At 42.8% G+C, this 15,200-nt stretch carries 13 protein-coding genes and 1 pseudogene; 2 read left to right on the forward strand and 12 right to left on the reverse strand.

From position 1 onward, the window contains the following. Window positions 1–287: transposase (locus ODU55_RS06815; RefSeq protein WP_398582203.1), on the forward strand; the 287-nt coding region annotated here is incomplete at its 5' end. Between the two features lie 131 nt (window positions 288–418). On the opposite strand, the gene rpsR is transcribed toward ODU55_RS06815, so the two are convergent. From rpsR to ODU55_RS06855, 8 genes are all read right to left on the reverse strand, one after another. Further along, window positions 419–658, reverse strand: a complete 240-nt coding sequence (rpsR, locus tag ODU55_RS06820) for a 30S ribosomal protein S18 (RefSeq protein WP_002939250.1) — start codon at window positions 656–658, stop codon at window positions 419–421. A 32-nt stretch (window positions 659–690) separates the two neighbouring features. Next, a complete protein-coding gene (locus ODU55_RS06825; RefSeq protein WP_002942409.1) occupies window positions 691–1,185 on the reverse strand; it encodes a single-stranded DNA-binding protein in 495 nt (164 codons plus the stop codon). Between the two features lie 11 nt (window positions 1,186–1,196). Next, window positions 1,197–1,487, reverse strand: coding sequence for a 30S ribosomal protein S6 (gene rpsF, locus ODU55_RS06830; protein WP_002942403.1), 291 nt, complete (start codon window positions 1,485–1,487; stop codon window positions 1,197–1,199). A gap of 171 nt (window positions 1,488–1,658) precedes the next feature. Beyond that, entirely contained in the window at window positions 1,659–2,648 is a 990-nt protein-coding gene (locus tag ODU55_RS06835; protein ID WP_105140666.1) for a lipoate--protein ligase, read from the reverse strand. 100 nt (window positions 2,649–2,748) lie between these two features. Further along, complete coding sequence (lpdA, locus tag ODU55_RS06840) at window positions 2,749–4,509, reverse strand: dihydrolipoyl dehydrogenase (protein WP_395382871.1); 1,761 nt, start codon at window positions 4,507–4,509, stop codon at window positions 2,749–2,751. Between the two features lie 273 nt (window positions 4,510–4,782). Next, window positions 4,783–6,168, reverse strand: a complete 1,386-nt coding sequence (locus ODU55_RS06845; RefSeq protein ID WP_398582356.1) for a dihydrolipoamide acetyltransferase — start codon at window positions 6,166–6,168, stop codon at window positions 4,783–4,785. Between the two features lie 340 nt (window positions 6,169–6,508). Beyond that, entirely contained in the window at window positions 6,509–7,504 is a 996-nt protein-coding gene (locus tag ODU55_RS06850) for an alpha-ketoacid dehydrogenase subunit beta (protein ID WP_002942393.1), read from the reverse strand. Between the two features lie 444 nt (window positions 7,505–7,948). Continuing rightward, window positions 7,949–8,917, reverse strand: a complete 969-nt coding sequence (locus tag ODU55_RS06855; protein WP_024379494.1) for a thiamine pyrophosphate-dependent dehydrogenase E1 component subunit alpha — start codon at window positions 8,915–8,917, stop codon at window positions 7,949–7,951. Between the two features lie 231 nt (window positions 8,918–9,148). On the opposite strand from ODU55_RS06855, the gene ODU55_RS06860 reads away from it, so the two are divergent. Then, window positions 9,149–9,808 carry a trimeric intracellular cation channel family protein gene (locus ODU55_RS06860; RefSeq protein ID WP_398582357.1) on the forward strand — a complete coding sequence of 220 codons (660 nt, stop codon included), beginning with the start codon at window positions 9,149–9,151 and terminating at the stop codon, window positions 9,806–9,808. A 35-nt stretch (window positions 9,809–9,843) separates the two neighbouring features. Here the strand turns inward: ODU55_RS06860 and ODU55_RS06865 are convergent, their stop codons facing one another. The 4 genes and pseudogenes from ODU55_RS06865 to infB form a co-directional block, all read right to left on the reverse strand. After that, a complete protein-coding gene (locus tag ODU55_RS06865; RefSeq protein ID WP_398582358.1) occupies window positions 9,844–10,998 on the reverse strand; it encodes a carbohydrate-binding domain-containing protein in 1,155 nt (384 codons plus the stop codon). A gap of 164 nt (window positions 10,999–11,162) precedes the next feature. Then, a complete protein-coding gene (locus ODU55_RS06870; RefSeq protein WP_398582359.1) occupies window positions 11,163–11,834 on the reverse strand; it encodes a colicin lysis protein in 672 nt (223 codons plus the stop codon). Between the two features lie 280 nt (window positions 11,835–12,114). Then, complete coding sequence (gene rbfA / locus ODU55_RS06875; protein ID WP_398579987.1) at window positions 12,115–12,468, reverse strand: 30S ribosome-binding factor RbfA; 354 nt, start codon at window positions 12,466–12,468, stop codon at window positions 12,115–12,117. Between the two features lie 155 nt (window positions 12,469–12,623). Next, window positions 12,624–14,825, reverse strand: a pseudogene (infB, locus tag ODU55_RS06880) (translation initiation factor IF-2); the annotation flags it as partial. Window positions 14,826–15,200 lie beyond the last annotated feature (375 nt).

The following is a 15,200-nucleotide window of genomic DNA, read 5'->3' on the forward strand; positions in this document are numbered from 1 at the left end:
GAACGATGACAGCGGAATTATTTATCAAGTGGTATCAGGAGCAGCTATTGCCATCCTTGACAGAACCCCATGTCATCATTATGGATAATGCAGCTTTTCATCCCAAGAAACAACTAGATGAGCTTGCAGTGGCTAAGGGACACTATTTTCTTCCGCTTCCACCTTATTCCCCTGAACTTAACCCAATTGAACGATTCTGGGCTGGCTTGAAAAGAAAAGTGGCTGAGTTATTGAGGAGATTTCAATCGGTTGAGTATTCTTTGGAATACTATTTTAAAACTAAATGACTATAAAAAGCAGTCCATACTGTTATTGCGCTTTTCGCATTTCTAGAGCGCAAGAAAAAATGGTCCACTGGACCATTGCACTTTTCATATTTCTGTAGTGCAAGCTAAAAAGACCCTGACGGGTCTTTTTACTAATCTTCGTTTACGAATGGTAGCAATGCCATTACGCGAGCACGTTTGATAGCTGTTGTTACTTTACGTTGGTTTTTAGCTGAAGTTCCAGTTACACGACGTGGAAGGATTTTTCCACGTTCAGAAATGAAACGGCTAAGAAGCTCAGTATCTTTGTAATCAACATATTCAATTTTGTTAGCTGCGATATAGTCAACTTTTTTACGGCGTTTGAAACCGCCACGACGTTGTTGAGCCATGTGTGTTCTCCTTTATATTATTATTTTCAGACCTAGAATGGTAGGTCATCGTCTGATATATCCATTGGATTGCTTGCTCCAAATGGACTTTCTTCTCGAGCGAAGTTTGGTGTAGATTGTGCAGGTGCTTGATAAGGTGAGTTATAGTCATTTCCTCCAGCAAACGAGTTGCCAGCTGAATAGCCTCCACCTTGACCTTCACGGGCAGTACGGCTTTCCAAGAGTTGGAAACTTTCTGCAACTACCTCAGTAACGTAGACACGTTGCCCTTGCTGATTGTCATAGCTACGAGTCTGGATACGACCAGTAACACCAATCAGAGCACCTTTCTTAGCCCAATTCGCCAAATTCTCAGCTTGTTGACGCCAAATGACTACGTTGATAAAGTCCGCTTCACGCTCACCGTTTTGATTTTTAAAATTGCGGTTAACCGCCAAAGTAAAAGTCGCAACAGCTTGATTAGACGGAGTATAACGAAGTTCTGCATCACGGGTCATACGACCAACCAATACTACATTATTAATCATACAACACCTTCTTACGCGTCAAGTTTGACAATCATGTGACGAAGAATGTCGCCGTTGATTTTTGACAAACGGTCAAACTCTTTAAGAGCTTCATCGTTGTTAGCTTCAACGTTAACGATGTGGTACAAACCTTCGCGGAAATCTTTGATTTCGTATGCAAGGCGACGTTTTTCCCATGCTTTTGATTCAACGATAGTTGCACCGTTGTCAGTCAAGATAGAGTCAAAGCGTGCTACCAAAGCGTTTTTAGCTTCTTCTTCAATGTTTGGACGAATAATATAAAGAATTTCGTATTTAGCCATTGATATGTTCCTCCTTTTGGTCTAATGACTCATGGTCTAGCCACGAGTAAGTGAGGGATACTCACAGAAAGTAATTATACCATAATATAGAAAATGTGCAAGTGAAAAGAGCTTACTGAAAACAATTTCATGAAAGAAAAGACTATCCAAGTTCATGGACAGTCTGATAGATTAAGCCACAATCGCTTTGGCTACTTCTTCTGTCGTCATGCGTGAGAAGTAGTGTGTTGTATCGATTTCTTGGAGTTTCGCTAGGACATCTACGTACTCATAGCGAGTGCCGACCAGCAAGTCTTCAATGTCCGATACATCACCGATACCGAAGAAGTCTCCGTAAATCTTGATGGATTCGATAACAGATTTTTCAGCCTTGATGTAGGTTGTGATTTTGCCTGCTGGATAACGAACACTACGCTCAACGGTATATTCTGGTGTTTGACCGTAAGTCCAATCCCATGTCGCAAACTGGGTATCACGGATTTCTTGGATACGGGCCAAGTCATCTTCTGACAAGACATACTCGTCCATGTCTGGATATTCTTGCTTCATCTGGTTGAGGATGGCGTCCTTGAACTCTAAAACGGTCATCTTCTCTGGCAATTCGTTATTGATATTAGTTACGCGGGCACGGACTGACTTAACACCCTTGGACTCAATCTTATCCTTGCTGACCTTGAGGGCACTTGCGAGGACTGACATATCCACATCAAAGAGCAAGCAACCGTGGTGCATCATACGGCCTTTGGCGTAGGCTTGGGCATTACCACAGATTTTCTTGCCGTCGATTTCAAGGTCATTACGACCGGTGAAATTCGCCTCAACACCCAGTGTCGCAAGGGTATCAATCACAGGCTTGGAGAAGGTTTTGAAGTCAAAAGCTCCTTCGTCTGCCTTATTTGAAATAATAGTATAGTTGAGGTTGTTGAGGTCGTGATAAACTGCGCCACCACCTGACAAACGGCGAACAACATGGATGCCCTTTTCGTCTGTGAATTCCTTGTTGATTTCTTCAATAGCATTCTGGTGCTTACCGATAATGATGGCAGGCTCATTGATCCAGAGAATAAAAATTTCGTCAATATCTGTTAATTCCTTGAAGGCATAGGCTTCGAGGGCAATGTTATAGGCTGGGTCATTGCTGTTGTTTACGATGTATTTCATGCAAAACTCCTTTATTGTTAACTAATTTTTATTATAGTGGAAACGATAACAAAAGACAAGTCCAAAGACTTGTCTCTCTACTGTATTTTAGAAGCTCTTATTATTTCCGTTTTGGTGGGTTGTGAATCGCAACACCAAGAACATCAAGGAAGGCTTCGTACATTACTTCTGAGAAGGTTGGGTGACCGTGGATTGATGCTGCCACGTCGTCAACTGTCAACTCAGATTCCATGATGGTTGCTGCTTCGTTGATCATTTCAGCTGCAACTGGACCGATGATGTGAACACCAAGGATTTCATGGTATTTCTTCTCAGCGATAACTTTTACGAAACCATGTGCTTCGTTAGAAGCAATGGCACGACCGTTACCAGTGAAGCTGTTGCGACCGATAAGGATGTTTTCTTTACCGTATTTCTCGATAGCTTGGTCTTCTGTCAAACCAACCATAGCGATTTCTGGGTGTGTGTAAACCGCTGCTGGTGTGAAGTCCAATTTAGCTTTGTGGTGGTTGCCATGGATTGCGTTTTCAGCTGCCACTTCACCCATACGGTAAGCAGCGTGTGCCAACATCTTAGTACCGTTGACATCACCTGGTGCGTAGATACCAGGGATAGATGTTTCTTGGTATTCGTTGACCTTGATACGACCGCGGTCCAATTCAAGGTTAAGATTTTCAAGACCAGCCAATTGTGGTACACGTCCGATTGAAAGAAGGGCTTTTTCAGAAACGATTTCTGAACCGTCGTTCAATTTGATTGTCAATTGGTTGTTAGCTTCAACGATTTCAGATACACCAACAGATGTCAAGAATTTCATACCTTTCTTAGAAAGGACTTTTTGCAATTCAACAGACACTTCACGGTCCATACCTGGAATGATACGGTCAGCCATTTCAACAACGGTTACTTCTGTTCCGTATGATGCGTAAACCAGACCAAGTTCCACACCGACTACGCCACCACCCATAACAGTGAGTGACTTAGGAATTTCACGCAAATCAAGAATATCATCAGAAGTCAATACCAACTTAGAATCAATACCTGGGATGTTGATGCGTGATACTTTAGAACCTGTTGCAAGAATGATGCTACGACCTTTGATAACCTTGTCGCCAATAACAACCGTCTTATCAGGGTTTACTTGACCAAGACCATTGAAGATGGTTACCTTGTTAGCTTTCAAGAGACCTTGAACGCCACCAGTCAATGTCTTGACAACCTTGTTCTTGAAGTCAACTGTCTTGTCCATATCAACGGTGTAGTTTGTTGAAGCAAGGTTGATACCACGCTCAGCTGCGATCTTCAAGCCGTCAAGGATTTCAGCGTTCTTAAGGTAGGTCTTAGTTGGGATACAACCCTTGTTCAAGCAAGTACCACCAAATTCTGATTTCTCAACGATAGCGATTTTACCACCTAATTGAGCACCACGAATAGCAGCGTAGTAACCAGCAGGACCACCACCGACAACAACCATGTCGTACTCGTCAGCCGCCAATTCGGCCTTAGGAGCTTGTGGAGCTGCTGCAGGAGCTGCAGGTACTTCCAAACCAGCTGCTTTCAAGTCAGCAGTTGCTTGAGCAACTTCAGCTGGAGCAGGTGAAGCACCCACTTCAACAGTTTCACCTTCTGCACCAAGGTAAGCAATGACTTCAGTTACAGGAACTGTTGCACCGTTACCATGAACGATTTTCAAAAGAACACCCGATTCTTCCGCTTCCAATTCCATGCTTGTCTTATCTGACATCATCTCCAAGATAACATCACCTTCGTTGACAAAATCACCCTCTTGTTTTTTCCACTCGATGATTTCGCCTTCTTGCATATCTACACCAAGTTTCGGCATAATAATTTCAATTGCCATGTTTAAGATACCAAGAGCGAAGAGAAAGCGACTGAAAAATAGGAAATCGTAGAAAATCCTGATTTTCTAAACGATTTGTCTTTTTTCCGAGCTTTCCGCTCGGGTTCAATTGCTAAAACTCTCTCGCTCTTATTCCCTTTCTTTATTTTTTCTCTTTACCAAATTGAGCACAGGCTAAAAACCTATTGAAAAAGATAAATCGCCTCGTGCCTCAAGGCACATCGTTGATTTCCTATTTTCATACGGTTTTCTTAACGCCTTTTGCATCTTATCTCAGATCAACAATTCTAATGGGTTTTCCAGCAAGTTCTTCAAGTCAACCATGAACTTAGCACCATTCATACCGTCAACGATACGGTGGTCAATGGTCAAGCAGAGTGCCATGATTGGACGGATCTTGATTTCGCCGTCGATGACAACTGGTGTTTGAACAGTTGCTGCAACACCAAGGATTGCTGAGTTTGGTTGGTTGATGATTGGGTTAAAGGTTTTAGTACCAAACATACCCAAGTTGGTGATAGAGAAGGTTGATCCTGACATTTCAGCACCCTTCAACTTACCAGATTGAGCCTTCTTGATGACATCTTTTGAAGCCACCACGAAGTTAGACAAGCTCATCTTATCTGCACCGTGAACAACTGGCACCACCAAGCCATCATCTAGACCTACTGCGATACCAAGGTTAACGAACTTGTGTAATTCGATTTCTTGGGCATCGTTAATCAAAGATGCGTTCATGTAACGGTGTTCTTCTTTCATCAAAGTACGAACAACCGCAAGACCAATCAAGTCTGTAAAGGTTACTTTCAAACCAGTCTTGTTCATGATTGGCTCAAGGACTTGCTTACGCAATGCCATGAGGTTGGTCATGTCAATATCGTAGTTAAGTGTAAATGTCGGAGCAGTCAAGTAAGAGTTGACCATACCTTTTGAAATTGCCTTACGCATTGGGCTCATCTTGATGATTTCAACACCTTCTGGTAATTCTTTAGCTGGTTTCTCTTCAGCTTTTGGTGCTGGTGCAACAGCTTCTACAGCTGCAGGAGCAAGTACTGCAAGAACGTCGTCCTTGACAATCTTACCATTGACACCTGAACCTGTAAGGGTTGACAAGTCAACACCTTGGTCTGCTGCGATACGGGCTGCAAGCGGAGTTGCTTTTGGAGCTGCTCCCTTGAAGTCTTCAACGTCAACCTTGTGGACACGGCCGTTAGCACCTGTTCCTGGAACAAGACCCAAGTCAATTCCAAGCTCACGCGCCAATTTACGTGCTGCAGGAGTCGCACGCACCTTACCGCCACCTTGAGGTTTGGCAGCCGCTGCAGGAGCAACGATTACAGGTGTACGACCTGCAGGCACTTCTTCGATTGCTGCTGCAGGAGCAACTGGAGCAGATGAAGCTCCTGCTTCAACTGTCTCACCTTCAGCACCCAAGTAAGCAATAACTTCTGTTACGGGAACAGTAGCACCGTTTCCGTGAACAATTTTCAATAGGACGCCTGACTCTTCTGCTTCCAGCTCCATGCTGGTCTTGTCAGACATCATTTCCAAGATGACATCGCCTTCATTGACGAAATCGCCCTCTTGTTTTTTCCACTCGATGATTTCACCTTCTTGCATGTCCACACCGAGCTTAGGCATAATGATTTCAATAGCCATAATTATGATACAAAGAACGTCCAAATGCGACGGATTTTAGGAGTCCAACGCAGGATGCTTCACATCCAAGGCGGACTATCTAAATTCCGAGCATTTAGTTCGTGTTCTAATCCTTTCTTTCAGTTTCTTACCTTGTCAAGAACCAAACCAGACTTCGATAAGCGAAGCGGCTTAATTCTTTTCCAAGCATTCTTAGTCACGCTAGAACATTTTATTTCTAGCATAGCAGAGTTAGCGTCTTTCCGATTGCATTTCTGCCATGGCGATTTGGTGCAGGCATAACTGACCTTAGGCAAGCCAAATCAACACAGTCAGAAAAGATAAGCGGATGACGATAATATTAGCCCTTGTTTACTTGCTTGTAGATTGCCGCTTTGATTTTCTCTACGTTTGGCAATACTGCGTTTTCAAGAATGTTTGCGTAAGGAACTGGTACATCGTCTGAAGCGATACGGATGATTGGTGCATCCAAGTAGTCAAAGGCTTCGCTTTCTGTGATGATTGATGCGATTTCACCGATGAAACCACCTGTTTTGTAAGCATCATTGACCAAGATAACCTTACCAGTTTTCTTCACAGATTCGATGATCAATTCTTTGTCCAATGGGATAAGGGTACGTGGGTCAACCACTTCTACGCTGATACCTTCAGCAGCCACTTCTTCAGCCGCTTTCAAGGCACGTTCCAACATACGACCGTATGAAATGATGGTTACATCTGTACCTTCACGTTTGATTTCACCCTTACCAAGTGGAATGTAGAAATCTGGGTCCAAGTTGACTTCTTCTTTTTTACCGTAAAGAGCTTTTGGTTCCAAGAAGATAACTGGGTTGTTGTCAAGGATAGATGATTTCAAAAGACCTTTTGCATCGTTAGCTGTACCTGGTGCAACTACCTTGATACCTGGAATGTGGGTCAACCATGCCTCAAGAGATTGTGAGTGCTGTGCCGCTGAACCGATACCTGAACCAGATGCCACACGGAAGGTTACAGGGGTTTTCAAGCCACCACCAAACATGTAGTTAGTTTTGGCAGCTTGGTTAACAATCGCATCAAGGGCAATTGTGATGAAGTCCATGAAAGTCAAGTCAACGATTGGACGAAGACCTGTTTGAGCCGCACCAACCGCAGAACCAGCGATTGCCGCCTCAGAGATAGGCGTGTCGCGAACGCGTTTTGGACCAAATTCGTCCAACATACCAACAGATGTACCGAAGTCACCGCCGTAGATACCGACGTCTTCACCCATCAAGAATACTTTTTCATCCTTACGCATTTCTTCGCTTTGAGCCAAGTTAATCGCTTCACGCAAGGCCATTACTTTTGTTTCAGCCATTTTTTACTCCTAATTTATATCAATTTATCTTTACTGTAACAAGTAAAATATAGAAAACTAATCAATTACTTCATTGTAATCAAGCGTCATAGCTACTCGAACTACCCTAGTTTGACTTGCTATTTAGAACGTAGTCAAACTAATCACGTCACTTACGACACGGAGACTATTCAGCCGATATTGCTGAATAGACGAAGTTAGCTTCAAACATTTGGGAAATGTTTGGAGGTCTCCCAATAGGGAGAACTTTGTTCTCCTCCCGTAAGTAGGTAGTCCACCATAGTGGTTACCGTAGTTTGACTTGCTCTTTAGAGCTTAGTCAAACTTCTTACGTTAGTAGTTGGGTTCAGACTAGAGGCTTGGAAAAATAGATGAGCCATTAGTGATGTCCACATCACTAGCTGACTCTCTAATTTTTCTGTGCCTCTTTAACGTCCTCACACCCTAGTCTACAAACACATCCTCATAAGCTACTGAGATGTCTGGATCTGGGCTTTCTTGTGCGAATTTCACAGATGCTTCTACTTGTTCTGCCACTTGTGCTTCAATAGCATCCAATTCTTCGTCTGTCGCAATCTTGTTCTCTGTCAAGTATTTGCGGTATTTCTTAAGTGGGTCTTTTGCTTTCCACTCATTGACTTCTTCTTTAGTACGGTAAACACCTGCATCGGCAGTTGAGTGTCCAAACCAGCGGTATGATTCAACTTCGACCATGGCAGGACCATTTCCTGCACGAACGTACTCGATGACTTCTTGCATTTTTTCATAAACGGCAATAACGTCGTTACCATCCTCAACATAATGACCTGGAATACCGTATGCTGCTGCACGTTGGTAGAGGTGAGGAATCTTAGTAGAATAAGAAATGTCAGTTGAAATACCGTAACGGTTGTTAGTGATAAAGAAGATAACTGGTAAGTTCCAAACAGCTGCCAAGTTCATTGATTCGTGGAAGGAACCTTCGTTTGTCGCTGAATCACCTGAGAAGGCAATAACAATGTTATCTGTACCGAGGTATTGTTGCGTAAGGGCCGCACCCACCGCAAGGGCATAACCACCACCTACGATACCGTTTGAACCAAAGTTTCCTTTTTCCACGTTTGCCAAGTGCATCGAACCACCACGGCCTTTAGATGTACCTGTTGCCTTACCAGCAAGCTCAGCCATCATACCGTTGATATCAATACCTTTTGCAATAACGTGACCGTGACCACGGTGGTGTGAGAAGATGATGTCCTCATCTGTCAATCCAGCAATAGGTCCAACAGCCGCAGCTTCTTCACCGACTGAGAAGTGAGTCATACCTTGTACGAAACCGCGACGCACTAATTTGTTTAATTTCATATCAACATCACGGATTTGTTGCATTTTTAGGAACATATCCAAATGTTGTTCTTTTGAGATAGATACCATAATTTCCTCCAAAGGTTTTTCTCTTTCTGTACTATGATAGACCAATATTTCACAAATGGCAAGTAATTGAACCGTTTTCTTTTTACAGAAATTTTCGTGAAAACCTTGATTTAGTGCGTTTTTTCACAAATCCTCAAAAGATTCACTTTACTTGTTTGAAACTTTTTTCACAAACTTTAAATAAGCTTGCACGCCGTCTTTCTTTCTGTTAATATAGGTACGGAGGTTCTTATGGAATTCGATTTATTTCTTATGATTTGTAACTACATAGGCACTATTGCATTTGCTGTTTCGGGGGCCGTAAAAGGATTTAAGAAAAAGTTAGATATTTTTGGAATTAGCTTGCTCGGTATCATTACCGCCGTTGGTGGGGGAATTATTCGAGATACAATGGCCAATCGCATTCCTGCTGCACTTACCGATCCAAAAGCCATCTATTTATCTCTCGGAGTAGCGATTAGCATGTACTTGATTGTTATCAATCTAAAGCAGGACAAACCACTTGATAAGAAGATGATTCATTTCCTTTCCCAGACAAACCTTATCTTTGATGCAATCGGTCTAGCCATCTTTGCCCTCATTGGAGCCAGTACTGGCATCTCTCTCCAGCTAAACGCTCTAACCAGTGGTATTCTGGCAGCTTTGACAGGTGTCGGAGGCGGAATCGCCCGTGATTTACTCGTCAATGAAACACCTATTGTTCTTAAAGAAGATGTCTATGCTGTCCTTGCATTTTTCTCAGGAGTCCTCTATCATCTTTGCGTTGTAAATTGGAAATTACCACAAATTCCAACCTTCATCACCATTTTTACCATTTCTTTAGTCATTCGATTATTGGTAATTAAATACAAAATCAATCTTCCCAATATGGAAAGCAAACGAAAGGTCTGAGTTCGTCAACTCAGACCTTTTTGTATTATTATTGATTACCAGCCACCGTGACCACCTGCACCTGGTCCTGTTGCGGTGATTTGAGTAATCTGCTCACCGTTAACTGTCACAGTACCTCCTGTCAATTCAGCAGTTCCATCGAAGTCAAAAGCAGATTGAGCTGTTACATCGATTGTACCACCGGAGATATAAATGTCTCCATTAGCATCAAAGGCATCCGTATCTCCACTACCTACAGCCACTTTCAAGTCACCGCCAGTTACCTTGATAAAGATATCTGATGACGTTGTACTTGCCGCATTAATAGCATCATCTGAACCGTAAACATCTAATGTACCACCATTAATCGTGATGTTAGTACCTTCAAGTGCCTCAGCAGATTCTGATACTGTAATGGTACTTCCGTCAATTGTCAAAGCCGTCTCCGCTTTAATACCATCATCACCTGCTGTTACAGTAATTTCACCACCTGTGATAGTTGTATAACCTTTGGTAGTATCTGTATCATTGGTTGACTTGATACCATCACCACCTGCTGTTACATTGATTGTACCACCATTGATTGTCAATGAATCCTTACCACGGATACCATCATCCACTGCAGTAACGGTAATGTTTCCTGAATTCACGACAAGGTCGTCCGTCAATACAATACCATCTTGGAAGTTGCCCTCAACTGTCAAGCTACCATTACCAGTGATGGTCAAATCTGCTTCAACATGGATAGCCCCTTCGATATTGGTATCTGAGTGACTACTTGTATCTTTCACAGTATTGCTTGTACCATCCTTGATTTCCAATTCAACGTTGTCTGCGCTAATAACATTGATAGCTGCTGTATCTGAACTTGAAATTTCAGCACCTGCTAGAATGATGCGAACATTGGCATCTGTTTCAACCGTTACACCAGCTGTTGTTGAACCAGTCAAAATATAGGTTCCACCCTCAGTAATTTTCAAGCCATCGTTTGAAAGCGTCACTTCTGTCGTTGGAAGGGCTGACCAGTCAATAGATGACGAGCTCGAATCTGATGAAGTGCTATTATTTGAAGTTGTCGCTACACTTGTCTGACTAGTTGCTGCTGAGCTTGAAGTCGTCGTTGAACTTGAAGTAGATGAACACGCTGCTAAGACACCAAGACTCATAAGAGTAACACCAGAGTAAAGTAATTTTTTACGATTTGTTTTCATAATAAAGATTCCTTTTCTTTAGGAAGTCGTATCCCTTCCTGATATGCTCCCAGTTTACCTTTCCTTCCTAAAAGAAAGATTAAAGATTGCCAAAAGAAAACTTAAAGTTCTTAGGAACTACAAAAGGCCGGGAAACCCAGCCTAGGAATAATCATTGATAAAATCTATAGCTTAACCCAATGCAAGCTTTTCAACTCAAGCAAGGGAGAAGTTTCAGGATTGGTATCTGATTCAGAAATGCGTTTTAAACCTGGAATCATCGCATTGTATTGATAAATGCGAAAAACACCATCTCCTTCAAATAAGTATGTTCCATCCTGTAAAGGACGAAGTAGGGCGTCGGGTCCAATTTCAAATCCAAGATTGCGGAAATTATCCACCAAACGTAGACTCTCATCGGCAAGCTGAGTATAGAGGTCAATTAAGACATATTCTCCCGACTTGTCCAAAGCTAGAAGCAGCTCCTCTATACCATCATGGTTGACATCATACAAACTATAAAATATTCCACTATATTCTTGCCCCTGACTAGTTAATAAGCTCAGATAGCTACTGACCTCATCCTGATTGATTGCCTCAGCAGGCTGCCCCATATTCGCTTGATAACGATCAATAACTGATTGGTATACCTCACTTAGCTCAGGAGTGGTCACTGAGGATGCTTGCGTCTCGGAGCTAGATGCTATTGTTGACGCTTGCTGCAAACTAGAACTATCTGAAACTTGGCTTGAAGCACTAGAGCTAGAACTCTCACCACCTTTTACCTGATTAGACTGACAAGCAGCTAATAGTACAACTGTGGACACTAACATCAGTTTACTAATAAATGTTTTCATAACTTCCTCCTGTGCTCTATCTTTGGTCTTATACTCTTCGAAAACCAAAATTATCCGTTGTCAAGAGCCTTGATGAGCGAAAAGCTCCAGTGAAGGTTTTCAGCCTGTTACCTTGAAATAAGATAGTAACAGAGTTCTATCTTCGACTTCGTTTCCTAGGCTACTTTTGATTTTCCTTGAGTATTAGTATAACATCTTTCCGAGGGCTTGTAAACGCCACCATATATGGACAAAGCATCCGAGTCAGAAAAAGCCGAATGTTTCCATCCGACTTTTGTTGTTAATCTTTCTGATCAAGAGCACGCAACATTTGATCAATTTTATTACCGTACTCAATTGATCGGTCTTTTTCAAAGACCAAATCTGGAATTTTATAAAGAGTTAACTTACGACCAAGTTCTCTCTTAATGGTTCCCGTCGCTTTTTCAAGACCCGTTTGTGCTTTTTGATTATCGGATGCCAAATTACTCATGATTGTGTAGTAAACCTTGGCCATTGACAAATCGCCGACCATCTGAACATCTGTAATGGTCACTCCCTGCACACGTGGATCACGAACTTTCTTTTGCAAAATCTCATTGACTTCGCGCTTGATTTCCATCCCGACACGGTCTGTACGAAAATGATTCGCCATATTCTTTCCTTTCTTAGATGATAGAAAAGCTGAGTTTCCCCAGCTTGAATAATCCAAGTAGATTAAAAACTATTGCTTTAAAATCTACTAAAATCTATTAAATTATCACTCCCTCGACAAAATCACTTGTCTATGATTTTGACAGTGAGAAAATATTATTTTTTGATTTCTTCCATGATATATGCTTCGATGGTATCATCTACACGAATGTCGTTGTAGTTTTCAATCATCAAACCACCTTCTTGGGCATTACCGACTTCTTTCACATCGTCCTTGTAACGCTTCAAGCTCGCCAATTTACCGTCGAAGATAACAACGCCATCACGGATGACACGGACGCTTGAATCACGGGTAACCTTACCACGTACAACCATGAAACCACCGATCGTTCCAACTTTGGATACCTTGAAGGTTTCACGGATGATTGCTTCACCGATGATTTTTTCTTCGTACTCAGGATCCAACATCCCTTTCATAGCATCTTCCATCTCTTCAATCACCTTGTAGATGATACTGTGGAGACGTACTTCTACTTCGTCTGCTTCGGCTTGGTTGCGAGCTTCGGCAGTTGGACGAACGTTGAAACCGATAACGAGTGCGTTGGATGCTTCTGCAAGTGTGATGTCTGACTCGTTAATGGCACCAACTGCTGAGTGAACGATATTAACACGCACGCCTTCCACTTCGATTTTTTGAAGGGATGAAGCAAGTGCTTCAACAGAGCCTTGTACGTCAGCCTTGATGATCACATTAACTGACTTAACTTCACCTGCTTTAAGAGTGTCAAAGAGGTTTTCAAGGCTAACTCGTTGCGTTGCTTGACGCTGTTTAAGAAGGGCACGTTTAGCACGTTCTTCACCAGCTGCACGCGCAGATTTTTCATCTTCGTAGACTGCAAAATGGTCACCTGCCATTGGAGTTTCGTTCAAACCTGTGATCGAAATTGGCGTTGATGGACCAGCAACCTTAACACGACGACCAAGGTCATTTGTCATAGCACGAACGCGACCAAAGGTATTTCCGACAACGATTGGGTCTTGAACATTAAGTGTCCCTTGTTGAACGAGGAGGGTTGCAACCGCACCTTTCCCTTTATCCAAATGCGCTTCGATAACTGTACCAATCGCACGAACAGTTGGGTCTGCCTTGAGTTCTTGGATTTCAGCGACCAAAAGAACAGTTTCCAACAATTCATCAATGTTTTGGTTAAACTTAGCTGAGATTTCTACAAATTCAGATTCTCCACCCCAAGCGGTTGAGATAACACCGTGCTCAGCCAATTCACCGATGACACGCTCTGGGTTTGCACCTGGCTTGTCAATCTTGTTGATAGCTACAATGATTGGTACATTAGCTGCTTTTGAGTGGTTGATAGCCTCAATCGTTTGTGGCATGACACCATCATCTGCTGCAACGACTAGGATGGTCAAGTCGGTAACAGATGCACCACGTGCACGCATAGAAGTAAAGGCCGCGTGTCCTGGAGTATCCAAGAAAGTAATTTTCTTACCAGCTTCCTCAATTTGGTAGGCACCGATATGCTGTGTGATACCTCCAGCTTCCCCAGTAGCAACACGAGAATTACGAAGTGTATCCAAAAGTGTCGTCTTACCATGGTCAACGTGTCCCATGATAGTCACAACAGGTGGGCGTTCTGTCATCTCTTCTTCATTGAGGTAGCCCTCTTCTACGAAGAAACGCTCAATATCTGCGTTATCGACCTCTACCTTTTCTTTCGCTTCAATACCATAATCAACCATGAGGAGTTCGATAGTATCTCCATCCAAAGATTGGTTTTGAGTCGCCATAACTCCCATAAGGAAGAGTTTTTTCACAATTTCAGCAGGTTCACGTTTGATTCGTTTTGCAATTTCTGCGACGGTCATGCCAGCAGTATATTCAAATTCAGTTGGCAATTCGTGGAACTTGCGTTCTGTGACAGGCTTGGCAGGTTGATTGTTCTTGCCACGTTTATTTTTCTTGTTGTTATTCCAGTTACTATTTCTTTGATTTCTCACTTGATTTTGACTATTTCGATTTCTTTGTTGTTTCCGTGGACCATCTTCTTCGTCACTATTAAAGTCACGCTTTTTATCTGGTCGAGCTTGTTTCTTACGACGGGTATCTACAGCACTGTCAGCAACTTTCTCAGGTACCGCTGCGACTGGTGTTGGTTTAACAAATGGCTTGCTTTCAATCACCGGTTCTTCAAACTTGATTTCCTTTGGTTTTTTCGGTTGCTTCTTCGCTTCTTGTGCCTGACGGAATCGCTCTTCGCTAGTGCGAGCATATTCTGCATTCTGCTCAGCTTTTAGGGCTGCAGCACGCGCTTTGAAGTCAATTTTAGGTGCCGCAGGTTTTGCAGCCTCTCTTTGCTCAAAGCGAGCTGACTGACCTGAACGGTTATCCTGGCGACGATTGTCGCGACGGTCACCAAAACGATTGTCCTTGCGTTTATCTGAACCTTGCTCACGTCTATTATCGCGTCGGTCATTACGGTCATTATTTGGACGGTTTTGACCTTGTTGACGGTTATCACGACGGTCTTGATTTTGTTTACCTTGGCCACCTTTACCTTGTGCTCGTTTAGCTGCTTGCTCCTTGGCACGTGCTTCCCGTTCTGCCTTAAAGTTACGGCTCTGTGGACGGTGTGGAGCTGATTGTACTGCAGCTGTCGCAACTTCTTCTTTTACTACTGGCTGTGCTTCCTTAGCTTTTTCTACCTTAGCTGT

This window comes from Streptococcus sp. 2022WUSS037, assembly GCF_044427225.1.
In the GTDB taxonomy this organism is placed as follows: domain Bacteria; phylum Bacillota; class Bacilli; order Lactobacillales; family Streptococcaceae; genus Streptococcus.

Coding starts and splice junctions, on each gene's coding strand:
- ODU55_RS06825 (WP_002942409.1), bottom strand. CDS start 1,185: ATGATTAATAATGTAGTATTGGTTGGTCGTATGACCCGTGATGCAGAA.
- ODU55_RS06870 (WP_398582359.1), bottom strand. CDS start 11,834: ATGAAAACATTTATTAGTAAACTGATGTTAGTGTCCACAGTTGTACTA.
- rpsF (WP_002942403.1), bottom strand. CDS start 1,487: ATGGCTAAATACGAAATTCTTTATATTATTCGTCCAAACATTGAAGAA.
- lpdA (WP_395382871.1), bottom strand. CDS start 4,509: ATGGCAATTGAAATTATTATGCCGAAACTTGGTGTAGATATGCAAGAA.
- rbfA (WP_398579987.1), bottom strand. CDS start 12,468: ATGGCGAATCATTTTCGTACAGACCGTGTCGGGATGGAAATCAAGCGC.
- ODU55_RS06855 (WP_024379494.1), bottom strand. CDS start 8,917: ATGGTATCTATCTCAAAAGAACAACATTTGGATATGTTCCTAAAAATG.
- ODU55_RS06835 (WP_105140666.1), bottom strand. CDS start 2,648: ATGAAATACATCGTAAACAACAGCAATGACCCAGCCTATAACATTGCC.
- ODU55_RS06865 (WP_398582358.1), bottom strand. CDS start 10,998: ATGAAAACAAATCGTAAAAAATTACTTTACTCTGGTGTTACTCTTATG.
- ODU55_RS06860 (WP_398582357.1), top strand. CDS start 9,149: ATGGAATTCGATTTATTTCTTATGATTTGTAACTACATAGGCACTATT.
- ODU55_RS06845 (WP_398582356.1), bottom strand. CDS start 6,168: ATGGCTATTGAAATCATTATGCCTAAGCTCGGTGTGGACATGCAAGAA.
- ODU55_RS06850 (WP_002942393.1), bottom strand. CDS start 7,504: ATGGCTGAAACAAAAGTAATGGCCTTGCGTGAAGCGATTAACTTGGCT.
- rpsR (WP_002939250.1), bottom strand. CDS start 658: ATGGCTCAACAACGTCGTGGCGGTTTCAAACGCCGTAAAAAAGTTGAC.